This is a genomic window from Ensifer sp. PDNC004, from assembly GCF_016919405.1.
GTDB lineage: Bacteria > Pseudomonadota > Alphaproteobacteria > Rhizobiales > Rhizobiaceae > Ensifer.
Genome location: NZ_CP070352.1, coordinates 190,984 through 216,609, shown reverse-complemented (window position 1 = coordinate 216,609; position 25,626 = coordinate 190,984). Strand labels below are relative to the sequence as shown.

General features: G+C 62.4%; 21 protein-coding genes and 1 pseudogene. 6 read left to right on the top strand and 16 right to left on the bottom strand.

Translation table 11 applies throughout. The features are described 5' to 3' along the window. Positions 1-14 precede the first annotated feature (14 nt). The 4 genes from ppk2 to JVX98_RS00945 all read right to left on the bottom strand — a co-directional run bounded on the left by ppk2 (position 15) and on the right by JVX98_RS00945 (position 3,952). Complete coding sequence (ppk2, locus tag JVX98_RS00960; protein ID WP_205236556.1) at positions 15-869, bottom strand: polyphosphate kinase 2; 855 nt, start codon at positions 867-869, stop codon at positions 15-17. Beyond that, positions 856-2,619: a SulP family inorganic anion transporter gene (locus JVX98_RS00955; RefSeq protein ID WP_205236555.1), complete on the bottom strand. Its 1,764-nt coding sequence runs from the start codon at positions 2,617-2,619 to the stop codon at positions 856-858. Before JVX98_RS00955 ends, ppk2 begins: the two co-directional genes overlap by 14 nt. A gap of 370 nt (positions 2,620-2,989) precedes the next feature. Beyond that, positions 2,990-3,463 (bottom strand): BA14K family protein, encoded by a 474-nt coding sequence (locus JVX98_RS00950; RefSeq protein WP_205236554.1) that lies wholly within the window; start codon positions 3,461-3,463, stop codon positions 2,990-2,992. Positions 3,464-3,565: 102 nt separating this feature from the next. After that, positions 3,566-3,952 (bottom strand): hypothetical protein, encoded by a 387-nt coding sequence (locus JVX98_RS00945; RefSeq protein WP_246764842.1) that lies wholly within the window; start codon positions 3,950-3,952, stop codon positions 3,566-3,568. A 232-nt stretch (positions 3,953-4,184) separates the two neighbouring features. On the opposite strand from JVX98_RS00945, the gene JVX98_RS00940 reads away from it, so the two are divergent. Further along, the gene (locus tag JVX98_RS00940) at positions 4,185-4,592 is read left to right on the top strand and encodes an ankyrin repeat domain-containing protein (RefSeq protein WP_256442647.1); all 408 of its coding nucleotides are present in this window, start codon (positions 4,185-4,187) and stop codon (positions 4,590-4,592) included. A gap of 55 nt (positions 4,593-4,647) precedes the next feature. Here the strand turns inward: JVX98_RS00940 and JVX98_RS00935 are convergent, their stop codons facing one another. Next, complete coding sequence (locus JVX98_RS00935) at positions 4,648-5,613, bottom strand: alpha/beta fold hydrolase (RefSeq protein ID WP_205236551.1); 966 nt, start codon at positions 5,611-5,613, stop codon at positions 4,648-4,650. A gap of 100 nt (positions 5,614-5,713) precedes the next feature. On the opposite strand from JVX98_RS00935, the gene JVX98_RS00930 reads away from it, so the two are divergent. After that, positions 5,714-6,172, top strand: a complete 459-nt coding sequence (locus JVX98_RS00930; protein ID WP_205236550.1) for an Rrf2 family transcriptional regulator — start codon at positions 5,714-5,716, stop codon at positions 6,170-6,172. On the opposite strand, the gene JVX98_RS00925 is transcribed toward JVX98_RS00930, so the two are convergent. After that, the gene (locus JVX98_RS00925; protein WP_205236549.1) at positions 6,090-6,554 is read right to left on the bottom strand and encodes a LysR substrate-binding domain-containing protein; all 465 of its coding nucleotides are present in this window, start codon (positions 6,552-6,554) and stop codon (positions 6,090-6,092) included. The genes JVX98_RS00930 and JVX98_RS00925 overlap by 83 nt on opposite strands. A gap of 19 nt (positions 6,555-6,573) precedes the next feature. Here JVX98_RS00925 and JVX98_RS00920 point away from each other — a divergent pair. Both JVX98_RS00920 and JVX98_RS00915 read left to right on the top strand, forming a co-directional pair. Then, a pseudogene (locus JVX98_RS00920) lies at positions 6,574-7,226 on the top strand (LysE family translocator). 15 nt (positions 7,227-7,241) lie between these two features. Then, positions 7,242-7,733, top strand: coding sequence for a nucleoside deaminase (locus JVX98_RS00915; protein WP_205236548.1), 492 nt, complete (start codon positions 7,242-7,244; stop codon positions 7,731-7,733). A gap of 30 nt (positions 7,734-7,763) precedes the next feature. On the opposite strand, the gene JVX98_RS00910 is transcribed toward JVX98_RS00915, so the two are convergent. From JVX98_RS00910 to JVX98_RS00880, 8 genes are all read right to left on the bottom strand, one after another. After that, positions 7,764-8,372: a short chain dehydrogenase gene (locus tag JVX98_RS00910; RefSeq protein WP_205236547.1), complete on the bottom strand. Its 609-nt coding sequence runs from the start codon at positions 8,370-8,372 to the stop codon at positions 7,764-7,766. Between the two features lie 336 nt (positions 8,373-8,708). Then, positions 8,709-9,593, bottom strand: coding sequence for a DMT family transporter (locus JVX98_RS00905; RefSeq protein ID WP_205236546.1), 885 nt, complete (start codon positions 9,591-9,593; stop codon positions 8,709-8,711). A gap of 183 nt (positions 9,594-9,776) precedes the next feature. Beyond that, positions 9,777-10,127 (bottom strand): ribbon-helix-helix domain-containing protein, encoded by a 351-nt coding sequence (locus tag JVX98_RS00900; RefSeq protein ID WP_060520550.1) that lies wholly within the window; start codon positions 10,125-10,127, stop codon positions 9,777-9,779. A gap of 24 nt (positions 10,128-10,151) precedes the next feature. Beyond that, positions 10,152-10,748 (bottom strand): DJ-1/PfpI family protein, encoded by a 597-nt coding sequence (locus tag JVX98_RS00895; protein ID WP_205236545.1) that lies wholly within the window; start codon positions 10,746-10,748, stop codon positions 10,152-10,154. A 98-nt stretch (positions 10,749-10,846) separates the two neighbouring features. Beyond that, entirely contained in the window at positions 10,847-12,073 is a 1,227-nt protein-coding gene (locus JVX98_RS00890) for a bifunctional alpha/beta hydrolase/OsmC family protein (RefSeq protein ID WP_205236544.1), read from the bottom strand. Positions 12,074-12,213: 140 nt separating this feature from the next. Continuing rightward, positions 12,214-12,720, bottom strand: a complete 507-nt coding sequence (gene msrA / locus JVX98_RS00885; protein ID WP_205236543.1) for a peptide-methionine (S)-S-oxide reductase MsrA — start codon at positions 12,718-12,720, stop codon at positions 12,214-12,216. A gap of 171 nt (positions 12,721-12,891) precedes the next feature. Next, positions 12,892-13,305 (bottom strand): hypothetical protein, encoded by a 414-nt coding sequence (locus tag JVX98_RS32190; RefSeq protein WP_246764899.1) that lies wholly within the window; start codon positions 13,303-13,305, stop codon positions 12,892-12,894. Beyond that, positions 13,191-13,907, bottom strand: a complete 717-nt coding sequence (locus JVX98_RS00880) for an NAD-dependent epimerase/dehydratase family protein (protein ID WP_246764841.1) — start codon at positions 13,905-13,907, stop codon at positions 13,191-13,193. Before JVX98_RS00880 ends, JVX98_RS32190 begins: the two co-directional genes overlap by 115 nt. 429 nt (positions 13,908-14,336) lie before the next feature. Between JVX98_RS00880 and JVX98_RS00875 the strand changes: the two genes are divergently transcribed. After that, positions 14,337-15,074, top strand: coding sequence for a response regulator transcription factor (locus JVX98_RS00875; RefSeq protein WP_246764840.1), 738 nt, complete (start codon positions 14,337-14,339; stop codon positions 15,072-15,074). A 203-nt stretch (positions 15,075-15,277) separates the two neighbouring features. Here JVX98_RS00875 and JVX98_RS00870 read toward each other — a convergent pair whose 3' ends face one another. Continuing rightward, positions 15,278-15,943, bottom strand: a complete 666-nt coding sequence (locus tag JVX98_RS00870; RefSeq protein ID WP_205236542.1) for a response regulator transcription factor — start codon at positions 15,941-15,943, stop codon at positions 15,278-15,280. Next, complete coding sequence (locus JVX98_RS00865) at positions 15,936-17,411, bottom strand: sensor histidine kinase (protein WP_246764839.1); 1,476 nt, start codon at positions 17,409-17,411, stop codon at positions 15,936-15,938. Before JVX98_RS00865 ends, JVX98_RS00870 begins: the two co-directional genes overlap by 8 nt. A gap of 409 nt (positions 17,412-17,820) precedes the next feature. Here JVX98_RS00865 and JVX98_RS00860 point away from each other — a divergent pair, with 409 nt between their 5' ends. Beyond that, a complete protein-coding gene (locus tag JVX98_RS00860) occupies positions 17,821-25,599 on the top strand; it encodes a peroxidase family protein (RefSeq protein WP_205236541.1) in 7,779 nt (2,592 codons plus the stop codon). The last annotated feature ends 27 nt before the right edge of the window (positions 25,600-25,626 follow it).

Genomic DNA, 25,626 nt, shown 5'->3' with positions numbered 1-25,626 from the left:
CGGGCTTTGCCGAGCTAGAAAACGTCTGGCACATTCCTGCGCACATGATCGTCCTCCGCAAAAACATCCGGCCGCTTCTGGCGCTTGCCGAGGTCGGGCTCGGTGAATTTGACGCGCTCATATGGAATGGACGAGAGAATGTGCGAGATGCAATTGATGCGGGCTCGCTTCTTGTCATCCGACGGCACGATCCACCAGGGCGCAAATTCGGTGTCCGTCATGCGGATCATCTCGTTGTAGGCACGAGTATAGTCCCACCAGCGGCGATAGGATTCAACGTCCATCGGGCTGAGTTTCCATTGGCGCAGCGGATCGGCAATGCGCTGCCGGAAGCGCTTTTCCTGTTCCTTCTCGCTAACGTCGAGGAAGTATTTGAGCAGGATGATGCCGCTTTCGACCATGGCCGCTTCGAAACGTGGCGCGAGCTCGAGGAAGCGCCGGGCGCTGTCGTCCGAGCAGAAGCCCATGACGCGTTCGACGCCGGGACGGTTGTACCAGGAGCGGTCGAAGATCACGATTTCGCCGGCGGCCGGCAGGTGCTGGATATAGCGCTGCATGTAGATCTGCGACTTCTCGCGGTCGGTCGGCGCAGGCAGCGCGGTAACGCGGAAGACGCGGGGGCTGACACGCTCGGTCAGCCGCTTGATCACGCCGCCCTTGCCGGCCGCATCGCGGCCCTCGAAGACGATCACGATGCGCGCGCCGGTTTTCTTCACCCAGGCCTGCAGATGGGCGGTTTCCTGCTGCAGCCGGGCGAGCTCCTTGGCATATGCCTCGGACGACGATTCTTCCGAGGACGTTGCGTCCGCGGCTATTTCGCCTTCGCTCTTGTCTTTGCCCTTCTTCTTCTTGCCGTCATGCTTGCCCATTCTTCCCTCCCGTTTGGACATGGTCATCTGGCTTGATTTCAACGGAAGCGGCCGGCTGGTCGGCGTTCCGCCCGTATTTGGCCTCGTAGGCGTCGAGCGCATCTTCCATCCCCTCGAAGATCATGCCCGGGCCGATCTTCTCGACGACTCCGGACCGCTCGAGCAGGGCGCGCGCATCGGTGTGCAACTCGGCAAGGCCAAGCGCGATACCGCGGCTCGTCAGGTCGTCTTGCAACTCGCCAAGCATGTCCGCGGCGGTGCTGTCGATTTGCGGGATGGCGCTCGCGTCGATCACCAGCCAGCGGGCAGGCTGGGGCAGGCTCTCGGCGATCGCTTCCAGCCGCTCGCGAACGTAGTCGGCGTTGTAGAAAAGCAGGCTGTCCTGCACCATGCAGGCGCCGAAACCTGGGACCGGGCGCGCGTCGGTCATGCGATGCAGCTTGTAGAAACCGTCGCGCCCCGGGATGCGGCCCAGCATGGCGTCGTGCGGATACATGGTCTGCAGGATGAGGTAGACCAGCGTCGCGGCAATGGCGATGACCACGCCGTTGAGCACGCCGAGGCCGATCGGTCCCCAAAGGGCAATCAGTGCGAAGATGAACTCGATGCGGTTGACGCTCCAGATCCGTCGGAGACCGTCGATGTCGATCAGGCTGAGCGCGGTCGCCGCCAGAATTGCGCCGAGTGCCGCGACCGGCAGGATGCGCAGGACGTTGCCGAGAAAGAGCAGCACCGCCATCAGGGTTGCCGCGGCGACGAGGCTAGCGATCTGCGACCGTCCGCCAACGGCGAAGTTCACGGCCGTGCGTGAATCTGAAGCGGTCACCGGAAACGTCCCGAACAGGCCCGCCGCGATATTGGCGGCGCCAAAGCCGCTCAGTTCGCGGTTCGGATCGACGCGGTAGCCGCCGAGTGCGGCGAAGCTGCGCGCTGCGATGACGCCAGAGCCGAAACTGACCAGGAAGATCGCGGCACCCCCTGTCAGGAGGGCGTCGATCGGCAGACCCTCGAGACGGGGTAGGAGGAAGGACGGCAAGCCGTCGGGAATGTTGCCGACGACCGTCATGCCGCGCCCTTCGAAATCGAAGAGATAGGATAACAACACGGCAACGAAGACGACGATGACGGGACCTGGAACGGGCGAGCGATAGATCCGGGCGACCTGAAGGAGCGCAAAACACGCCAAGGCAAACACCAGGGTGGGCCAATGGATGGAGCCGGCTTGCCTCAGAAGTTCGAGAATGGGGCTGATCAACCCCTCGGATTCGATCTGCACTCCGGTGACGCGCTTGATCTGCCCGACCAGGATCGAGAGCGAAATGCCGGCAAAAAAGCCCGTCAGGATCGGGCGCGACAGAAAGGTCGCGAGCACGCCGAGACGAACGAGGCGGGCAATGAGACAGAGGATGCCGACGATGAGCGCAAGCAGGGCGGCGGCAGTCACGCGGTCGCCGTCGCCGGAGGATGAGGCGAAGACCGTGGTCAGCACCGCCGCCAGCACCGTCATCGTCGCCGCGTCCGGTCCGACGATCAGTTGGCGCGACGGACCGAAGAGGGCGTAGGCGACGAGCGGCGTGATGCTCGCGTAAAGGCCCGTCTCGGGTGGCAGTCCGGCGATGGCCGGATAGGCGATCGCACTCGGCAGTCCGACCGCGGCAATGGCGACGCCGGCGGAGATGTCGTTGCGTAGCCAGCTTCCCTGATACCCCTTAAGGTTGTCCAGAAGCGGCAAGCGAGGCAGGTTCAGCATGCTGACGGTCCCCGGGGGTATTGCCCTCTCAAAGTGCTCTAAACGCTATAATTCTGTCCACGCGAGAAGGGCAAACAATGCACTCTACCATTGCGTACATTAGGGATGCAAAACTTTCCTTTCATCAGCTTCGACAAAAGAGTAAAACTTTCATACAATTAGAGAGGCCGCCTGCCGGATCGACCCGGCGACTGCCGCGGCGGGATTTCCGCCCTCGGATCACCGGCTGCGTCCAGTGAGGGCTCCGCCTCCGGCTTTCGGTCGATCGATACTTCTGCGGGCAAGAGCGGGCGCCGCCGGCCTGCCTTCGGCGCAACCCCTCTGGCCCTGCACGCGATCATGAAGCCCGTTTCAACCGGGCTTCACAACCTCAATAATATGGGGAGACGCATACCTGCCGCGGACCGTAATAGGGCTGGAAAGTGTCGTCATAGGCCCTGTAGGACCGGTAGCGGGCATAACACCAGCGCGTGTGCGCGCTGCCTCCATAATAGGTTTGGCGGTAGTAGCGCGGCGCATAGTAACGCGGGGTATCGTAAGTCGGGCCGTAATAGCCGTCGTCATAATAGCCCGGGCCATAGTAGCGTGGCTGCGCCAGCAGCCCGCCGATAATCGCGCCGGTCGCCAGTCCGCCGAGCGCCCACGCCCAGTCATCGCCACCGTCGTGGTGATGCCCGTGATAATAGCGGCCGCCGTGATAACCGCCGCCGTAGTGCCTGTATTGAACCGGTTGGACTTGAGATGCCTGTACCCCCGCCGCAACGGCTGGGGGAAATGCCATGGCTGGCGGAATACTCGTGGCTACCGCCGCCAGCGACAAGGCAAAGATTGCTAGCCTCTTCATTGGCTTCACCTTCTTTCCACCCCGCGCCTGATTATAGCGCGGAACCGGCCCGATGGCACTTCGTTTTGGAAGGTGCTTCCGTTGCCCGCCTCGGGCTGGCGTCTACTTGACGACGGTCACGCTCAACATGCCCTCTTCGATCTTTCCGTCCTCATAAGGAGAGCGAATGACGAGCCGGTCGCGGCCGGTATAGCCGGCGTTCGGCGTATAGTAGGCGACGACGCCGTTCACCTTGGTCGTCGCGCATTTCGACTGCTTGCCGTCCAGTTTTGGATAGACCGGTTCGTGGACGATTTCGAGGCGGCCATGCTTGGGCTTTTCGGCAATCGTCATCGCAGGATAGTCGATCTGGCTGCAATCGTCGTTGATGTGCCAGTTCTTGGCCACAAGCGTCTTCACCCCGCTGCGCACGGTGATCGACAGTGTCTGCTGCCGGGAACGCTCGGAGGCCGTCGTGCAGGCCGATAACGTGATCGCGGCCGCAGTCAATATAAGATATCTTACGGTTTTCACTGGGATCCTGAGGTTTCTTTGAGGCCGGCTTTAAGTTTCGTGAGGCGAGAGCGGTCTTTTCTCATCGAGATGTGCCCGTCGGCCCCACGCGTTTTACGTGTGCGATCATGCATATCTTCGTGCTGCCACATAGAGGCGCGCCTAAGCCTTTAAAAGATACCGCCAGACTTTTCGTGAGAATCTAAGCGGCGTCGGTCATTGCGACGGGCTGGCGGAGGCGGCTCGTGCGCTTCTGGAAGCGGGTGCCGACATGACGCTCGTCGACCACTTCTTGCACGCCCACCCGGCGCACAAAGCGGCCTATATGGGCAGGTCCGATGTCATAACGGCGCTAGTGGCGCATCCGCGCTTCGCCGAGATCGCGGATATCCATGGGCCGTTCAACGGTTATACGGCGCTGCACGATGCGGTGTGGATGGGGCATGCCGACACCGTTGCCATCCTGATCGACGCCGGCGTGTCTCTCGCGCCACGCGGCCATGACGGCCAGACCGCGGCCGAGATGGCGCGTGCCTTTGGTTTCGAGACGGTTGGCGCGATGCTGGACGAGGCTTCGCGACGCTGCACCGTGCCGGATCAGTTGGGGGCCGAGGTCATTTCACCCGCTCTTGCCTGATAGCGCGCCACGACGGCGATAAACGCCGTCGTGGTATTGTCTTGCCGCCTACCTTTCAAATCTGTCTGGCAAACCGGATGAGGGCCTCGCTCACGATATCGGCGCGTTCCTGCGGCAGCCAATGGCCACTGCCGGGCACGATGATGTTCTCCTTGAGCTGTGGGACGAGTTGCGGCATCGCATCGACGATAGCCCGCATCCCGGGGATGGCGAGGCCCGTATCGCGTTCGCCAGTCATGAACAGGGCGGGAATGCCGACCTTCACGCCGGCGAAGGCGGCCTGCAACTGCCAATTGCGATCGAGGTTTCGATAGTAGTTCAACCCGCCGCGAAAACCGGTCGTGGCAAAGGCGCTGATATAGGCGTTGAGATCAGCAGCGGTCAGCCAACGCGGCATGCTGTCGGGCAGGGCCCCAAGCAGTCCATGCCGGCGCGATACCATGCCGAACGGATTGGGCGTCTGGTCTCCGGGCTGTCGCGGGCCGGCGTCGCCGGAAGCGGCAAAGAGGATCTTTCGCAGCGTCTGGCCGACGTCACGCTCCAGTTCCGCCTCGGCGACGCCGGGCTCCTGAAAATAGAGCGTGTACAACTCGGCCTCGTCGGTCTGCGGGAAGATCCGGGTGGGCGGAACGGGCGGCTGGCCCATCATCGGCACGCTCAAGGCGACGACGCCGTGGAAACGGTCCGGCCGCATCTGTGCCGCCTGCCAGGCAACGGTCGCGCCCCAGTCGTTACCGACGAGGATGGCCACCGGCACATCAAGGGCGTCCAGCAGAGCGATCAGATCGCCGACGATGTGAAACAAGCTGTATTCGTCGACCGAGGACGGGCATTCCGTGAGGCCGTAGCCACGCAAGTCAGGCGCGATTGCGCGAAAGCCGGCCTCTGCAAGTGCCGCTACCTGGTGTCGCCAGGCATGCGAGGTCTCCGGGAAGCCGTGGCAGAGCAGGACGGCCGGGCCGTTTCCGTGCTCGATAAAGCCCATGCGGATGGTTCGGGTCTGGATTGTCCGGGCCTGCATCTTCGTTCCTTCTCGACACTCTATACCGTAATTGTATAAGTTACGGAAACGGATGGCGTCAAGAGTGCGTAACTTACGATGTTACGCTATGGGGAATGGAATGAAGCAAGATAGCCGGTTGGCGCGGATGATCCATGTGCTCATACACATGGCATTGCTCGGGGGAAGGGAGACGTCGGAGACCATCGCCAAGATGCTGAACACCAACCCGGTTGTCGTCCGCCGGACGATGGGGGCGTTGAAGCGCAAGGGCGTCGTCGGTTCCGAAGGCGGTCGGGGAGGGGGCTGGGCGCTCCTGGTGCCGCTTGAGGCGTTGACGGTGCTGGATGTGCAGCGGGCGCTCGATGACGGGCAGGTTCTGGCGGCCGGCGTGTCGGAGGACCATCCGACCTGCCCGGTCGAGCGCGCAGCGAATGCGGCGCTGGTGGGCGCCTTCGAACAGGCGGAGCGGACCCTGCTGCGGGAGTTTGCCGAACTCAAGCTTTCGACGATTGCGGAACGGGCGATGCAGGATGCCGCGGGATCTCGGCAGGCAACGCATCCGGGTCATCACGCCTGAAGGCGCCGCGCATGTGGTCGATGAACAGGCGAAGCGGCAGCATCGAACGATACTCGCGCGGATAATAGAGGTAGAGACCGGGAATGGGCAGGAGATGGTCCGTGAGAACGCTGGCCAGTCCTGTGCGGCGCAAGGCTTCGGGCGGGCCATCGCGAAACACGTAGCCGAGCCCTAGGCCGTCGGCGATCATCTGATAGAGCGTCGGGTGGTCGCTGACGATGAGCCCGCCGGAGACGTCGACCGTGTGGGGGTCGCCCACATCATGAAACACCCAGGGCGCCAGCCGTCCGGAGCGGTGGAAGCGATAGCGGATACAATCATGGGACAGCAGGTCCGCGGGCGATTGCGGCTTGCCCCGGCGCTCGGGTACTTCCTTCGCCAAATTTATGAGGTAACCACGCATGGACTTCGTTTTGCCGAATGCCGCCAGCCTCAGCCTCTTCGTCAGCGCAGCACTCGCGCTGCTCCTCGTGCCGGGGCCGGCGGTGCTTTATCTCGTCGGCCGCTCGATCGAACAGGGCCGGACGGCCGGGTTGGTTTCGATTGCCGGTATTCATGCCGCGACCGTTTTTCATGTACTGGCAGCAGCACTCGGCCTCTCGGCGCTGCTCGCATCTTCTGCACTCGCATTCGCCATCGTGAAATATGCCGGCGCGCCTATCTGATCTGGATGGGCCTTCGCAAGCTCTTCGCGCCCGTGCCTCGCCTTGCGACCGGCGCACCGGCGCTCGCGCGTCACAACAACTGGCGCCTGTTTCGGGATGGCTTCATCGTCAACCTTCTGAACCCGAAGACCGCCCTTTTCTTCCTCGCCTTCCTGCCCCAGTTCGTCGATGTGGCGCTTGGCCATGTGGCGGTTCAGATCTTCACCCTCGGTCTATTGTTTACTGCGCTTGGGCTGATCACCGACACCAGCTATGCGATGGCGGCAGGGATGGCTGGACGCTGGCTTCGCGGCAATCGCAGCTACCTGCGGTTCGAACGTTACTTCAGTGGATTTCTCTATATCGGGCTCGGCGTCACCGCGGCCCTGGCCGGCAACGGCAAGAAGTGAGCAAGGGAGAATAGCGTGATTTCCGAAGTCGACATGACACATCTGCGCCGCTGCGTCGCACTTGCCGAGGAGGCGGTGGATGCCGGCGACCAGCCTTTTGGCTCGGTGCTGGTTTCGAGCGGCGGCGACATTCTGTACGAGGGCCGAAACGAGGTTGCCGGCGGCGATCACACCCGGCATCCGGAATTCGCCATCGCCCGGTGGGCGGCAGAAAACATGACACCGGTCGAGCGCGCTAGCGCCACGGTCTATACCTCGGGCGAGCATTGCCCCATGTGCGCCGCCGCACACGGATGGGTCGGCCTTGGCCGGATCGTTTATGCGACATCGTCGGACCAACTCGTTGCATGGCTGGACCGACGCGGCCTTTCACGACCGCCCGTGAACGCCTTGCCGATCCAAGCGGTCATCCGCGACGCAGTGGTGGCGGGGCCGGTGCCCGAACTGGTAGACGATGTCTTTGCGCTGCGCGAGCGTGCCCTCGATCGGGCTTCGGCCGCGCCGTAAGCGTTGCCGCGGTCGAAGTCCGGAAGCGCATCAACGGCCATACATCCTGTAGATTTCGCCTGTGCCGCCACCTTCGACGCTGGCGACATAGGCGCCGATCAGGTCGTCCATCGCCACCGGGGCCATGCCCGGAAAGAGATGGCCGTAGTCGGCAAAGGAGTCGGCGACCATCGTCGGGCTGACGGCGTTGATCCGCATGCTTCGCTTCAGCTCGATCGCGGCCGACAGGACGAAACTGTGCAGCGCGCCGCTGATAACCGCGCCGCCGGTAACCCCGGGCCATGCCTCGTCGGCAAAGATGCCGCTGCTGAGCGTGAAGGATCCGCCATCGGAAAGATATCTTTGGCCGATCAGGACAAGATTGATCTGGCCGAAGAACTTCCCGCGCATGTTTTCGAGCAGGACGGTCTCGGTCAGTTCCTCGAATTTGTCGAGGGCGCCGGATTCGGCGACGCAGATGCAGGCATCGATTAGCCCTGCGCTTCGAAACATCGCCTCGATACTTTCAGCCGAACGAATGTCGACAGAAACGTCACGCCCGTTGCGGCCGGCAGCAACGATTTCATGCCCGCGCTGCGCCAGCACATCACACAGCGGTCGACCAATCGTCCCGGACGCTCCGATAACCAAAATCCGCATTGCTAACTCCCTCAGCATCGATGGAAGGGGTCGCTTGACCGCCTCCACTGTTTCCATTCGCTTGAAGGGAATATGGATGATGAACGGAATTCCGATAATATCCGGCGCACTGAACGTGTTGTGTGATTTCATTCAAGAGTGAGGCGACGATCCGCCGAGCGATCGTCGGTCTCGTGGAAGCCAGGGTGAGCTTGTGGTCCGGCCGTTTTCGCCAAAACTGAGCGGGCGGCTCTGCGTGATCGTCCGGCAGGACAAGCGGTTTGATCTTGGCCTTCGCAAAACGTTGGCTGCTCTCAAATCCCTATCGGCGCCAGAGCTGCCAATGAGCGAGCAGGACTAGGGGCGCGATGCCGACGACCGTCTCGTCAGTTGATGCTCGCGCCAGATCGTGAAGAGACCGGCGCCGACGACGATGAGCGCGCCGACGATCATGTTGTGGGTTATCGTCTCGCCGAAGAGCATGACGGCGAAGATCACGTTGAGGACCAGCTGGAAATAGGTAACGGGCTGGACTTCGGCTGCCGGCAGCAGTCCGTAGGCTTTGATGAGGAAAAAGTGGCTGAGGGTGCCGCAGACGCAAAGTGCGGCAAGCGCAAACCAATCGGACGGCACCACCTCTGTCCAGTAGAACGGGCCGATCAACGAAATCGCCACAGCGCCGATAACACCGGCATAAAACAGGCTCGTGACGGCCGAGTCCTCGTGACTGACGGCGCGGGTGGCGATGCTATAGAGCGCGAAAAGCACGGATGCTGCGAGCGGCAGAAGCAGCGACATGTCGAAGTGTACGTTCACGGGATTGATGATCACCAGAACGCCGATCAGGCCGATCAGAATGGCCGCGCCGCGCCGCCATCCCACCGTCTCTCCGAGAAGCGGGATCGAGAGGATGGTGATGATCAGCGGCGTCGCCTGGAAGATCGACTGGCTCATGGCGAGCCCGGCGTGAACATAGGAAATGACGATGACGACGATTTCGGCGACGAGGAGCAGGCCTCGCACGACCTGCAGCCAGGGATGACGCGTCTGAGCGGTCTTGCGAAGTCCACCCGACGACGAGGCGGCGAAGGCGAAAACAAAGAGCGCGAACGCCCAGAACCGGATCATCGTGATGAACAATGCGGGGTAGCGGTCGCCAAGATACTTGGTGATGGCGTCCTGGCCAGCAAAGATGCAAATGGCTAGGAAGGCAAACAGATAACCGCGGGTCTTGGGGCTCATCGCATTACAAACTCAGAATCACTGTCCCCTTGATTAGCATAGTCTTGTCGCTGCGGATTGAACCAAACGTCATCGCGAGCCAAACGACTTCCGTTTTACGATCGGGGATCCGCGGCAGCAGTCGGTCAGGCGAGGGGCGCGCCGAGCAGGGGCTGCCCCTGCGAAGGGGCAGCCTGCCTCGCCTCAATGGTATTTTTCCTGCTCGCGCGTGAGGATCGCAGGGGCGTTCAGCCCGGCGATCGGCTGGTTGACATCCGTCGGAATGTCGCCAGACAGCTGCAGGTCGAGGTAGCGCGCGCAGCAGACCCTCAGGAACGACGTGAAGTTTCCGAGGTCATGCCCGGCATCGATGGACTCGTGGTGCAGCTTGGTGATCAGCTGCGTGACGTTCATGCGATCGCGCCGGGCGATTTCCTCAAGCTTCGACCAGAAGAAGTTCTCCAGCCGGACGCTCGTCACCATGCCATCGATGCGCAGCGACCGGGTGGTGCTTTCCCAGAGCCGCGCATCCGCCTTTATGAACAACTCGCACATCTCGCCCCTCCCGTGGCTGCCGCCTCAGGCGGCGTCTGTTTGTAGCAGGGCCGAGGCGTTGAGCACAGCCATGAACTGGCGCAGCCACGACGGGTGGGCGGGCCATGCCGGCGCGGTAACGAGGTTGCCGTCGGCGACCGCGTCGCTGATCGCGATATCCGCATAGATGCCGCCGGCAAGTTCGACCTCCGGGCGGCACGCAGGGTAGGCTGAGCAGGTGCGGCCCTTCAACACACCGGCCGCCGCCAGCAGCTGCGCGCCGTGGCAGATGGCCGCCACCGGTTTTCCCGCGGCGAAAAAGTGCTGGACGGCCTTGATGACGTCCGGGTTGAGACGCAGATATTCGGGCGCGCGGCCGCCCGGTATGACCAGCGCGTCGTAATCTTCGGCACGAATGGCGGAGAAGGTGGCGTTGAGTGCGAAATTATGGCCACGCTTTTCGGAGTAGGTCTGGTCGCCTTCGAAATCATGGATCGCGGTCGCGACCGTCTCGCCGGCATTCTTGCCGGGGCAGACGGCATGCACCGTGTAGCCGCACGCAAGCAACGTCTGAAACGGGACCATCGTTTCATAGTCTTCGGTGAAATCACCGGTGATCATCAGAATTTTCGAGTTTGCCATTTGTTTCCTCCCAAAAACCAATGGGCGGAGCTTAGCAACGCGGGCAAAGCAACGGGTACTAGCGGAATACTACAAAGAAAAATTCTGCAGCCTGCAGATTACTTCACCGCCGTCGTTATCCTGGCGATACCTTCGAGCGTGCGATGGACCGGGCACTTGTCGGCAATCTCTTCGATCTTGCTGCGAAGCTCGTCCGCGACCTCGCCCTCAATCGATATGAGCCGCTCGAACCGGTCGATCTTCCCGCCGTCGGCACGCTCCGATGCGGCGCAGTCTTCGCAATCCCGCGCATGGATCTTGGAATGCGAGACCTCCACCTTGATGCGCCCGAGCGGCAGCTTCTTGTGGTCGGCGTAAAGGCGCAGCGTCATCGAGGTGCAGGCCGCGAGCCCGATCGACAGGTAATCGTAAGGCGATGGTCCGGAATCGAACCCGCCCACGCTTTGCGGCTCGTCGGCAAAGAGGCGATGCCTGCCGGCTTGAACCGAGTTCTGAAATTTGCCTTCGCCCGTTTCCGTCACCTGGACCTGTTCCACTGGCTTCGTGCCCTGCGGACTGTCGGCCACGAGATAGCGGCTCAGCCACTGCGCAATCACCCGGGCGGCATAGGCGGCATCGGCAGGATCGGTGAGCAGATGGTCGGCCTTGTCCAGCGAAACGAAGCTCTTGGGATGTTTGGCCGCATGGAAGAGGTCGCTGGCGTTCTCGATGCCGACCGTTTGATCCAGCGGCGCGTGGAGAATGAGAACGGGTTTCCTGAGCGTCGCCACAGCCTCATGAAGGCGCTGGGCGCAGGCGTCATCGACGAACTGCTTTTTGATCAGGAACCTGCGACCGGCCAGATCGACCTCGGCGGCGCCGTTCTCTTGGATTTCCTCAAGGCTCGCTCCGAAGTTCTTCAGCACATGGCCGACGTCGGCGGGTGCGCCGATCGTGGCCACGGCGCGGATTTCGGGAATTTCCTTGGCAACCGCAAAGACGGCGGCCCCGCCAAGCGAATGGCCGATCAGGAGCGACGGCGCCTCGAAGTGTTGCCGCAGATAGTCGGCGGCCGAACGAAGGTCGGCGATGTTGGAGGAAAAATTCGTCGAGGCGAACTCGCCCTCACTTGATCCGAGGCCGGTGAAATCGAAGCGCAGGACGGCGATCCCCTCGCGCGCGAGCTCGGCCGAGATCTGACGCGCCGCCGCCAGATCCTTGGAGCAGGTGAAGCAGTGGGCGAAAATCGCATATGCCCGTACCGGGCCGTTTGGAAGGTCGAGGCGGGCGCGGAGAGTTGCGCCGGAATGGCCGGTAAATTCAAGTCTCTGACTGTTGAAGTTCATGTGATGCTCCAGAAAGGAGAACAATCATCCCAAGGGCGCAACGACTGTCCTGAACGCGAATGATGCGGCCGGCGTCCATGTCCGCAGAACCTGGCGGTTTCATGCGGACATGGTTCTATCAGGTGCTCGACCGGCGTCGGTTACTCCGCTGCGGACCGTCGCGGCAGCACCCAGTTCGGGCGCGGGAAATGGCAGGTGTAGCCGTTGGGATAGCGCTCCAGGTAATCCTGGTGCTCCGGCTCCGCCTGCCAAAAATCGCCGACAGGTTCGAGCTCCGTCACCACCTGGCCAGGCCACAGGCCGGAGGCTTCCACATCGGCGATGGTGTCCTCGGCAATGCGCTTCTGTTCGTCATCGACATAGTAGATCGCCGAACGATAGGAGGTGCCGATGTCGTTGCCCTGGCGGTTTTTCGTCGTGGGGTCGTGGATCTGGAAGAACAGTTCCAGAATCCGCCGATAGGAGGTCTTCGCCGGATCGTAGAATATCTCGATGCCCTCGGCATGGGTTCCGTGGTTGCGATAGGTGGCATTGGGCACATCGCCGCCGGTGTAGCCCACGCGGGTGCCGGTGACGCCGGGGAGCCTGCGGATCAGATCCTGCATTCCCCAGAAGCAACCGCCGGCCAGAACAGCTCTCTCGGTCATTCAGATATCCTCCACCTGTTTCATGAGCGCTTCTTCGCTTTTGTCTCGCACTGGCCGCGGCCAGCGCCGGAGACGGAACCGTAATATAGGAACGCATGCCGCCAAGATCACGGGGTTGGTTCCAAATCTGCGTTTCGGCTCGGCACGTGTGGGGTTTCCGAAGCCACGGGTTCAACAGGCGATCGGTATCGCTTCCGGAAGCTGCAGCGCGCGATCGTCTCTCTCGTAGTCGAAATGCTCATTTGGATATGCGGCAAGCTGCGGCAGGCGCTCTTGCCAATTGTCGCTCCTGACATGCTCTACAAGCCATCGGATGGCGGGTTTGACCGATTGTTCGTAGGTGGCAGTCGGGTCTGCCGTGCCTGCAACTATCATGGGCGAGGGGATCGACCAGGGCGTCGCACCAAAAACAGGTGGATAAACGGGCGCCTCCGGCAAGCCGATAAGCTCTGCCCGCCGACCCAGAATGTTCATGATGGCGTGGCCGATTTCCGCAACGGTGGGGCTGTCGGCGTCGGAAACATTGGCGATCGGCGGCAACTGTCCATCGGCTGCCTGAAGCACGGCGTTGGCGATGGCGGCCACGGATGTCGTCTGGAACTGGCTCCGGCCACCATAGGCCAAGGGAATAGCGGTCCGGCCGTCCAGCAGCCTTTTGACGAACCACCATTCGCGGGCGTGTCTGCTTCTGAGCCGTGAATGGCGCAGGGGCGCAGGATCGTGACCGGGCAACCGGCGCGGCCCAGAAGTGTCTGTTCCATCGCCGCCTTTCGCGTCGAGTAGGTCTCCGGTCCGGGGGCAACAGTTGGGCTCTCTTCGGTCAACGCTCCGGCGAAAACCGGAAATCCGCAGTCCGCGGCTTCGTCCAGTGTTCGCCCTTCGTGATCTCGATAAACACTTGCGCTTGAGATCGCGACGATGCGACCGGCGGATTTCCCCGCCTCAGCTAGACATTTGGCATCGGTCGCGTTGAAGGCGACGCAAGACAGCAGTACATCGGTGTCCGAACCAACGACGGCGCGCAGTCGATCGACATCCCGAGCGTCGACTTCGACGTGGTGGCAGCCTTCCGGCAACGTCGTGGCGCGCCGGCTGGCGATTGTCACATCCCAGGCTTCGCCGACCAGCCGGCGGGCCGTCGCAAGGCCGACCTGTCCGGTTCCACCAACAATGACGGCTCTGGGCATCGCGAGGTCCTTTACGCGTTTTCCACGTTTCACCACCCATTCGGCAAATGTCGGCGGCATCCGAGCCATAAGGAGATCGGGCAGCGCGCATTGAAATCGACCGTCCTGCCGACGGCAAGGCCTTTGATAAGCGGATTTGTTCCGACATGTGGCCGCAGATGTGCCGATCGGCGAACAGGGGCTTTGCGCGGCGACGCCACTTCTCGCTCAGCGGCTCGTCAAACCCCTAAAATTAACCTATGTTTAAGCATGCACTTTAAAATTGAGTTCTTCTGTAATAGTATTTGAGGATCGGAGGGCGGGGAGGTCATTCGAACCCGCGCGTACCGAATGAACGAGGATGCGCGAAGCTTTGTGCGGGGCGCCTTAATTTTCGTATGTATTGATATTCGATATCGAATGTATTCGTTCGTAACTGCATAAATTTGAATGCGTAATTTCTCTGCGATTTTGCAATGTAATTTTATTACTGTTTCTAATTTCGGGCTGGTTTCCATGTGTATTTCCGTGGCATTTGTCGATGATCACCCTATTTTGCTTGACGGCTTAATCAGCGTATTTTCCGCAAAGAGCGATCTGGAGATCGTTGCGAAGGGTGAGAACGCTGTCGACGCTTTAAGAATTGTCGAAGATCATTCGCCGCGCGTGCTGGTCCTCGATCTCAGCATGCCGGGGGATGCGGTTGCGGCCATTGAGTTGATTGCTCGAAAATACCAGGGCACGCGCATCATCGTTTTCACGGCAAATTCAAGCATAGAAACGGCGATCCAGGTGCTAAACTACGGCGTTGCCGGCTATGTGCTCAAGGGCAGCAGGGCCAGCGACCTGCACCAGGCGATCCGCATGGTCTATGACGGGGAGACTTTCATTTCGGCAGGCTTTGCCACCAAGGTCATCATGGCGATGAAGACCGCGGAGATGCGCCGGCGCGAACAGGCCCAGCAGCGCCTCAGCCTTCGCGAAGAGCAGATCGTCCGTCACCTGATGCGTGGCAGCACCAACCGAGAGATCGCGCGCTGTCTCGATATCAGCGAGAAGACGGTGAAGCACTACATGAGCGTGCTCATGCAGAAGCTCGATGCCAGGAACCGCCTGGAAGTGGTGCTGGCGGCTCAGCGGCTGGATGTGATCCCGAAGGGTGCCGGCGAGGGCGAGCGGATTAACTAGAGCATGTCGCCCAAACGTGCGCCGCGGTTTTGCGATAACGGCATTCGCCAAATCAACAACTGAACGCGCACCGATTGAGCCTGAAGGATCGCAACGCGCGTCAGGGCATCATGCGGCTGGAGAACCTGTGACCTGCCAGCGAGTTCGTTTCCGAGTCCGCGGTTTCGGCCAGATGCATGCACCAGCCCTGCCGGCGCTCCGGCTCACGTCTTGCTGTTTGCCGAAAGCTTCAGATGTCGCTGCGCCAGGAGTGCCGCTTCGACCCGGTTCTTGGCGCCGAGCTTGATGAGCAGCCGGCCGACATGGAATTTCACCGTCTTGATCTGCACGCTCATCTCCTCGGCGATCGTCCGGTTGGTGCAGCCGCGTCCCAGCAGGCGGAAGACGGTCGCCTCCTTCGGCGTCAGCTTGTCGACGAGCCGTTCCACCCGATGCCCTTCGGTGCGGTTCCGAATGACGCCGAAAAGGCGCATGCCAAGTGCTGGCGAAAGATAGGCTCGCCCCTCGGCAACGGTCGAGATCGCCGTAATCAGGTCCAGCGCCGGCGCCCCCTTGAGCGCGTAGCCGGCCGCACCGGCATCGAGTGCCTCCAGGACGTCGTCGTCCTCCTCCGACACGGTCAGCATCACGATCTTCGTCGTTGGCCATCGCGCCGAGATTTCACGGGCGGCGTCTATCCCGTTGCCGGGCATGGAGATGTCGAGCAATGCCACGTTCGGAAGAAAATTTTCCACGAGCCGGAGCGCGTCCTCTTTCGAACCTCCTTCGCCGACGACGGCAAAGCGCTTGTGCGCTGACAGTGCCTGGAGAACGCCCATGCGAAAGAGTGCGTGGTCGTCGACGACGATGACCGACGATCGTTCATCCATCGAGCATTCCTCCCCCGAGATCCAGCGTCATCTGCAGTTCCGCCCCATCTCGTCGATGCACGAACTTTAACGTACCGCCAAGGCTTTCCACCCGTTGCTGAAGGCCGTGAATGCCCAGACCGCTGCCGTCCGGCTTGTCGCCGGGGCTGCGCTTGGCTGAAGGGCCGCCATGGTCGCGAACGCTGAGGTTCAGAACGGTGCCGTCGATGCGACAGCGCACCGCCTGGCCCTGGCCGTTCGCATGGCGGTGGGCGTTGTTCAGCCCTTCCTGAACGAAGCGGTAGATGCAGGTCTTGATAACCGGCGGGAGCGGCAAACTGCTGCCGCTACCCTTGATGGCAACCTGCGTTCCCGTTCGCGCCTCGTGCAGTTTCACTGCCCGCTCGATCACCTGGTCAAGGTCCAGATGCTCGATATCCGGGAGCAGCAGCGACCGCGCGATCAGGCGAATTTCCTTCAGGGCTTCCTCCAGCGTGCCACAGATCACCTCCAGCGCCTCCTCACGCTCGGACTTGGACCGGGCGACGCGGACGGGCTCCGTCTGGAGGATGGCAAAGCCGATAAGCTGCGCGGGACCATCATGCAGATCCGCGCCAATCCCGCGAGTCAGACGTTCGTTGGAGTCCGTCATGCGCAAGGAGGCGATCCTTGCGCGATCACGCAGGACGCGGATTTCTTCGGAAACCCGCTCGGCCTCCTCGGCGCGCTGCTCCAGCCGCAGACGCTGCCGTTCGATCGTTGCGCTTCCGCGATGCACGATCGCGAGCAGTCCGAGCATGATGAGGGTGGATGCGCCGGCAACGACCGTCCAGCCCATCAGCCGCACTTCGAAGATCTCCCAGTGCAGGGTATCCGTGTCCTCGTGTATCTCCGCGACGGCAACCACGTCGCCGGTATCGGACCGGCGCAGCGGACTGTAAATTTCCAGATAACGTGTGCTCAGGCTGCGCAGCGTATGCTCGCTCGCCGTCAGGTCGGCATACTCTGCGGCAACCTCTCCCTTGAGCGCGCGCAGAAGCCCCGGCGGCGGATTGAAACGGCGGCCGATCAGTTCCTTGGACGTGGAGTAGGCGACCGACCCATCCGGAAGCCAGAGCTCGAAATAGGGGAAGCGATCCTTGAACTGCGGTTCGGCAAAAAGCTCGTCGAGACGAAGCCGGCGCTCCGGCGAAAGCTGGCCCGACTGGGCAAGGTCGTTGCCGGCCGGTTCGAGAATGCTCTGCATGAAGAGAGCCGTCGCGGCTGCGCGATCGACCGCCGCATTGTGAGACACTTCGCGAGAAATGAGATAGCCGGAGACGGCAGCGACCAGAAAGATCAGTACACCGCAAGCAAGCAGGAACTGCATGGAGAGGGTCTGCCGGCCAAACCATTGTCGTAGCGGCAGCAACAGCCGACGGCGGCCCACTAGCGCCGGCTCCGCTGGCGCGGCGATCTCATGCGAAATACCCCCTGAATGCTCCGTCACGCTGCGCGGTTTCCTCTCGGATTGCGTGCCGCGGAATGCAGTGCCCCGGCCAAGCCGCTTTCGCGATGATCGCACTATTCTGACAAATTGAAAGAGCTACTCCAGTCAATTTCTACGGGAGAAAGAAGAACTGGACCTAAGTCCAGGTTTTTCATTGGACCAATGCCATCGGTGCACGTCCACTAGTCCGAAATCCGCTCCAACCTTCGTCGACAATCTCGTCCGACCTTGCGCCGTTTCTTTCGTCGGCGCTGCGGCTCACCATACGAGCATCAAAAGGCCTATTCGGCTCACCAACGAGACACGAAAAGCAACCGGCGCGCCGCGGAGGACAGCCTCACCGCCGGACGGTGGAACTTTGTTTGAAAACGGGCGACCGCGACCGCGGGGTGCTCCGATGGAGGGAAAAATGGTAAAGCTTAACCGGAACGACCTCGACTTCATCCTGAAGCAGATCAAGATCGCAGAAGCCCATACGGCGGCCATCGACGGCGGCGCCGATCCGCGCGCTGCCCTTGCAGAGCTTGTTTCCAACCCGCTCCTTCCATACGGCCTTCGCACGGTTGACGGCTCGTACAACAACTTCCAGCCGAACATGACCCATCTCGGCTCATCGGACCAGACGATGGTGCGCCTGCTCACGCCGAACTACGCGCCGGCCGAAATCAACCCGCGCAACGGACAGCAGACGAGTTACGCCGACCCATCGGGTACGGTTTACGACAGCCAGCCTCGGCTGATCTCCAACATCGTCGCGGACCAGTCGCTCGACAATCCGGCAGCGATAGCCGGAGCGCTTGCGTCCGTCGACATCAAGGGGGCGGAAGCCCTGGGCATCGTGCGCACGGTCATGGATCTCCAGGCCGTCGCACGGGCGGCGCATGCCGCCGTCGCGACCGCGGCTGCGAATGCCGCTGCCGCGGTCGCTGCCGCCAATGTCGTCGTCGCCAACGCCCAGGCAGCGCAAGCAACGGCGCAGGCGACTTATGACGCGGCCGTGGTCGTACAGTCGGGAGCGGCGCAGGCACTCGCAAGCGCCAATGCCGCCCTGGCCTCGGCAATCGCGGCGCGCGATGCCCATGCGCCTGTGGTCGCAAGCGCCCAGGCGGCTGCCGCCACGGCACTTGCAGCCAGCCAGGCTGCAGCGGCGGAGGTCTCGAACGCGACCGATGCACGCAACGTCGCCTTTGCCAATCTTGCCCTGGCCGAGCAGGCGGAGAGCGCCGCCCTCACGGCGTTCCAGAACAATCCAACGCCGGCAAACAGCGCGCTCTACATCGAGGCCGTGGAAGCCCGGGAAGATGCCGAAATCGCCTACAATCTGTCCGCCGAGAATCTGGAAGACGCTTCGGCTGCCCTGACGGCAGCGCAGGCAGAGCATACGACGGCAGTCGTCGCCCTGCAGGACGCGGTGGCCGAGCAACAAAACCTGGCGAGCGCCGTCGACAGTGCCCAGAGCACTGCGGCAAGCGCCTCCTCGGCACTCGCGAGCGCCGACGCGGCCCTGGGCGTGGCAGCGGGGGATCTGGCGGACGTGACGGATGCGCTCAATGATGCAATTGCCGTGCGCGACGCAATCCCGACCGGAAGTGCGGCGACGGCAGCCGCCGAAGCTGCGGCCGCCGCGGCCGATGCCGCCGTCATCAACGAGCTTTCGTCTCACGGCGTGACGATGGATGGCGACAACGTCTTCATCAAGAACGTCGCCGCCGACCTCGGGGACACCGCCTCGTTCAACGGCTTCATGACCATCTTCGGCCAGTTCTTCGACCACGGCCTTGACCTGACCTCGAAGGGGGGCAGCGGCAACGTCATCATTCCGCTGCAGCCGGACGATCCGCTCTACGTCGTGGGTAGCCAGACCAATTTCATGGTCCTCACCCGCGCGACCAACGATCCCGGTCCTGACGGTCAGCTCGGTACGGCCGACGACATCCGCGATCATCAAAACGAGACCACCCCGTGGATCGACCTCAACCAGGTCTACACATCCAATCCGTCGCACCAGGTCTTCCTGCGCGAGTATGTGCTGGTGGACGGCAAGCCCCTGGCAACGGGTGAGATGCTGCAGGGCGCCACCGGTGGGCCGCCGACCTGGGCCGACATCAAGAACCAGGCAAGGGACCTGCTCGGCATCGAGCTTAGCGACCTGAACGTCCATAGCGTGCCGCTCCTGGTGACGGACCTCTACGGCGAATTCGTTCGCGGACCCAACGGCCTGCCGCTGATGATCACCGTCAACGGACCTGTGGAGGGCAATCTTGCAAACCCGCTCGATGGGGTCACGGCGCTGAGCGCCGGCCGCGCCTTCCTCAACGACATCGCCCATAGCGCCGTACCGAGCGGCCCGGTCGATCACGACCGGAACCCGCTAACCGCGCCCGTTGCCGTTGTTGCGGACGACGACGACGTTGCCGGCAACACGATCCTTCCGAACGCGTTCGGCGTCAACGTCACCTATGACGACGAACTGCTCGACGCCCACTTCGTCGTCGGCGATGGCCGCGGCAACGAGAACATCGCGCTGACGGCGACCCATTCGGTCTTCCACAGCGAGCACAACCGACAGGTCAGCGCGATCAAGGCGACGGTGCTGGCCGAAGGAGACCTGGCGCTGCTCAACGAGTGGCTGCTGGTCGACGTGACCACGTTCCCGACCAGTTCCGCAGGCCTTGTCTGGGATGGCGAGCGTCTCTTCCAGGCGGCACGTTTCTCGACGGAAATGGTCTATCAGCACCTCGTCTTCGAGGAGTTCGTCCGCGCTGTCGCGCCGCAAATCGATGCCTTCGTGTTCTCCCATTCCGTCGAACTCGACGGCGCGATCTTCGAAGAATTCGCCCAGGTCGTTTATCGCTTCGGCCACTCGATGCTTACCGAAAACGTCGAGATGCTCACGCTGAACGCTCAAGGTGCTGCAACACCGCAAGAACTCGGCCTGATCGAAGCGTTCCTGAACCCGCTGGCGTTCAACAACGCGGGTGTCGATGCGCACGCTGCCTCCGGCGCCATCATTCGCGGCATGACCCAGCAGGTCGGCAACGAAATCGACGAGTTCATGACCAGCGCGCTGCGCAACAACCTCGTCGGCCTGCCGTTGGACCTTGCGGCGGTCAACATCACCCGAGCGCGCGAAACTGGCATCCCCTCGCTCAACGAGGCGCGGCGCCAGATCTACGAACAGACGAACGACAGCTACCTCAAACCCTATGAAAGCTGGGCGGATTTCGCGCTGCACATCAAGAACCCGCTTTCGATCGTCAACTTTATCGCCGCTTACGGCACCCATGAATCGATCGTCGCTGCCACCACGGCCGAAGCCAAGCGGGATGCTGCCTGGGATCTCGTTTTCGGCACGACTGGCGAAACGGCGGCGGAGCGCCAGGCGCGACTGGACTACCTGAACTCCACCGGCGCATGGGCAACGCGGGAAACCGGCCTCAACAAGGTGGACTTCTGGATCGGCGGCCTAGCCGAGGCGCTGATGCCCTTCGGCGGAATGCTGGGCTCGACCTTCACCTTCGTCTTCGAGCTGCAGATCCAGAACCTCCAGAACGCCGACCGCTTCTACTACCTGAGCCGTACGCAAGGGCATAACCTGCTCAACGAGCTCGAGGCCGACAGCTTTGCCGACCTCATCCGCCGCAACACCGACACCGAGGACAGCGGCCTCCATATCAATGGCTCGGCCTTCCAGACGGCCGACTACATCATCACGATGGATCAGACCAAGCAGTGGAACCATGGGCTCGGCAATGCCGACCCAACCCGCGAGGCCGACGTGATTTCCGCGGTTACGGGCACTGATTCCCTCGTTATTCGCGGCACGAATTACCTGCGCTTCACCGGCGAAGAGCACGTGGTGCTCGGCGGCACGAACACAGGCGAAACCTTGATCGGGGGTGCCGGCGACGACACGATCTGGGGCGAGGGGGGAGATGACCGCATCGAGGGCGGCTTCGGCGTCGATCATCTGCACGGCGGCGACGGCGACGACATCATCACCGATAGCGGTACCGACATCGGCGCCAGCGACGTCATCAAGGGCGAAGCGGGCGACGACGTCATCAACGGCGGCATGGGCCTCGATCTGATCTTCGGCGGCGACGGTAACGACGTGCTGGCCGGCGGCGAGGATCAGAAGACGCTTTCCGGCGGCCAGGGCAACGACTTCATCCGCGCACCCACCGGCGGCGGCGGCGCCATTCTCGGCAACGAGGGTGACGACTGGATGGAAGCCCAGGGCAATATGACGACGCTCACGGGCGACAATTCGGAACTGTTCTTCAACTCGCGCATCATCGGCCATGACGTGATGATCGCAGGCGAGAACGACACCGATTTCGATGCCGAATCCGGCGACGACATCATGGTTCAGGGCATCGGCATCAACCGTTCGAACGGCATGGCCGGCTTCGACTGGACCACGTTCAAGAACAACAACTACGACGCCGATGCGAACATGAACATCAGCATCTTCGTCAACCAGCAGAACAACATCCTGCGCGACCGCTACGATCTGGTCGAAGGGCTGTCCGGCTGGGATCGCAACGATACCCTCACCGGCCGCGACGTGGTCATCGGCGGGTACGATCCAAACGGCAACGCCGCCCAGGTCGACGCCGACGCTCCGATCGAGAGCTTCTCGAACGCGCTGCTCGAAAAGAATGTCGACCGGATCGCAGGCCTGCGCGAGCTCGTCGCCCACCTCCAGCGCTTCGACCTCTACAATCCGCACAACCTCGATGCGAACGGCGTTCCGATCAACCCGGCCGGAGCGAAGGAGGTCGCCGTCATGGATACGTCCGACGGGTCGGACATCATCCTCGGCGGCGGCGGTTCGGACACGATCCGCGGCATGGGCGGCAATGACATCATCGACGGCGACAAGTGGCTGAACGTACGCATCCTCGTCTCGCCGCGCGAAGGCCAGGGCTGGCCGGCCTTCAGCGTCGACTCGATCGCCGACATCCAGAGCCGTCTGTTTTCGGGTGAGATCAAGCCGAGCCAGTTGCAGGTCGTCCGCGAGATCGTCGATGGCGGCAAGGCCGGCGATGTCGACACGGCCGTTTACTACGACAACTTCGAGAACTACGAGGTCACCTTCAACGCCGACGGCAGCGTGACGGTCGCCCATACGGACCCGGCCGCCGGCGTCATCGACCCGGTGACCGGACGCAATCTCGAAGCGGAGGGGACGGACCGCCTCTTCAACATTGAACGCATCCAGTTTGCCGATCGGGTTCTCGACCTTCGCGGCCCATCGCTCGACCTGCACGCCTTCGACAGCGGCAACTATCGCGATGCCTTCGGCTCCGCGAACTACGCCAACTCCAATGGATCGGCGGCCTGGACTTCGGCATGGACGGAGACGGGCGACCGCACGACCAACGTGGCGACAACGGGTGAAATCCGCGTCAATGGCGGCCAGCTTGAATTCCGGCAGGACACCGGTTTCGGCTCGACGCCGGCGGGCGCCACGATCACCCGGACCGTTGATCTTTCCATGGTCGGCACGGGCACTGCGACGCTGAGTTTCGACTACGACGAAACCGGCCTCGACAACGGCGAAAGCCTTCTGGTGCAGTATTCGAGCGACGGCATCACCTTCACCACAATCCGCACGATCGACGGTAACGCCAACGACGGCAGCGCCAACCTCACGCTTGCCGGCCCCTTCTCGGCCTCGTCGGCCATCCGCTTTGTCTTCAGCGGTGTGAACAGCAACGCCGAGTCTGTCTTGATCGACAATGTGAACGTTCAATACACCACGCCCGTGGACGACGGCACGAACAATTGGAGCAGCACGTTCACCGAAAACCAGGCTGCCGTCGGCATCTCCAGCCTGTCGGGCATTACCACAAACGAGATGATCGCTTCGGCCCGCATCGTCCTGAAGAACATGGCAGCCGGCGACGTACTGACGGCGACCACGGCGAACGGGCGCCCCACCGCTATCGCGGTCACGCAAGCCATAATTGGTGGTGAAATCGTCCTGCAGTTCACGGGCCAGGCGAGTGCCGCAGATTACCAACGCGCGCTGGACTCGGTTCGCTTCTCCAACTCCTCCGATAATCCGAGCACGACGCCCCGGACGATCGAGGTGACGGTGAACGATGGCATCCGCGACAGCCAGCCCGCGACGGCGACCATCAGCGTGGTTGCCGTGGACGACCCCATGATCGCCAACAACGATCGCATCGTGACGAACTGGACCAATGGCAACCCGTTCACAATTCCGAGCTGGGCGTTGCTTGCCAACGATACCGATCCCGACAGCCCTTTGGCGATCTCGGCCATCACAGGAACGAACAGCGTCGCGGCCACCCTTGGCCCGAACGGCGTCACGGTTACCGACAACGGGCTCACCAACGGCGGTTCCTTCACCTACCGCGGTACGGGTACCGATACGGCAACCGTCGATGTGGTCCGCGACGCCGGCGGACCGATCGACGGCGGGACCGGCAACGACATACTTGTCGGCGACAATGCCGCCAACACGCTGAACGGCAACGCGGGCAACGACATCATTTTTGCTGGCGGCGGCGACGACAACATCAACCAAACCAGCAACCAGGGACGCGACATCATCGATGGCGGCGCCGGCAGTGACACTTACACTCTGAACGGAGTTCAGGGAGCCGAACTGTTCCGCATCTATGCGGTTACCGCCGGGCAGAATGCCGGTCTGGCAGCAAGCCTGAACACGACCTTCCTTGCATCGACGGAGATCGTGATCACCCGCACGGTCAACGGTACCGAAAGCGTGATTGCCGAACTCGACAACATCGAGGAGATCAGCGTCAACACGCTGAACGTGACGAACAACAACAACAATGGCGGACCGGATGGGGGCGCAAGCGCGGGCGACACGATCCAGGTCATCGGCAATTTCGACACGACCAGCCTGAACTACTCGACGATCACGATCGAAGGGTCTGCCGGCAACGATGTGGTCGATATTTCGAGCCTGTCGTCCGCCCACCGCATCGTCTTCCGCAGCAACGGCGGCCAGGACACGATCGTCGGTGCATTGCGTCCCCAGGACGTGATCGAGATCCCCGTCGGCGCGGACCCGGCGAGCTACGAGGAAACCGACAACGGCGACGGCACCACGACGCTATCGAATGGCGGGCATTCCATCACCTTCGGCGGCGATACGCCGACCCTCGTCGCCGGTGACGACGATGATGACGGCGGTGATGGTGGCTCGGACGACGACGGTGACGACGACGGCTGTGGTACGGACGGCGGATCGGGCGATGGCGATGGCAACGGCGTGCCGTTGCCGATTGCAGCCCGCACCCTGGTCGGCACCTCGGCGTCGGACGTGCTGTTGGGCGGCGCGGCGTCCGACATCCTGCTCGGCGGCGCAGCCTCCGACATTCTGTCGGGCGATGGCGGCAACGACGTGCTGCGCGGCGAGGATGGCGACGATGTGCTGTCCGGCGGCGATGGCGATGATGTCGCCTCCGGTGGAGCCGGCAACGACGAGATCCATGGCGGGGCCGGTGCTGACACGCTGTTCGGCAATAGCGGCGACGATCTTCTCTACGGCGATGCCGGCAACGACATCATCGAAGGCGGCGCCGGGGCGGACAAGGTCTGGGCCGGCGACGGCGACGACACCGTGCTTGCCACGCTCAACGACGGTTCCGACAGTTACTGGGGTGGCGATGGCGTCGACACGCTCGACTATTCGGTGGCGACCGGCAACCTCAAAGTGGATCTCGGCAGCGGCTTCATGGGGCGCGGCCAGGTGGTGGGGGCCGAGGTCGGCACCGACACGATCTACGGGTTCGAGAACATCATCGCCGGTTCGGGTCACGACGAGATCACCGCCTCGACTGCCGTCAACATCATGGACGGAGGCCTTGGCGACGACGTCTTCCGCTTTACCTCGGTGGCGGCGGCCGACGGCGACACGATCTACGGCTTCTCGCCGGGTGACCGGATCGATTTCTCGGCGATCGATGCAAACAGCGGGCAGGCCGGCAAGCAGAGCTTCACGCTCTCGAGCGGCACGACGCTTTCAGGGGCCGGCCAGATCGTGGTCACGCACGAGACCCGCGACGGTGCGGACGTAACCGTGATCCGCGGCAGTGTCGACGGCGACCCGGATGCCGAGTTCGCCCTGACGCTCGACGGCACCCACAACCTCAAGGTCGCCGACTTCAACGGCGTCTCCTGAACATGAAGCAAAAAATCCCGGTCGGCT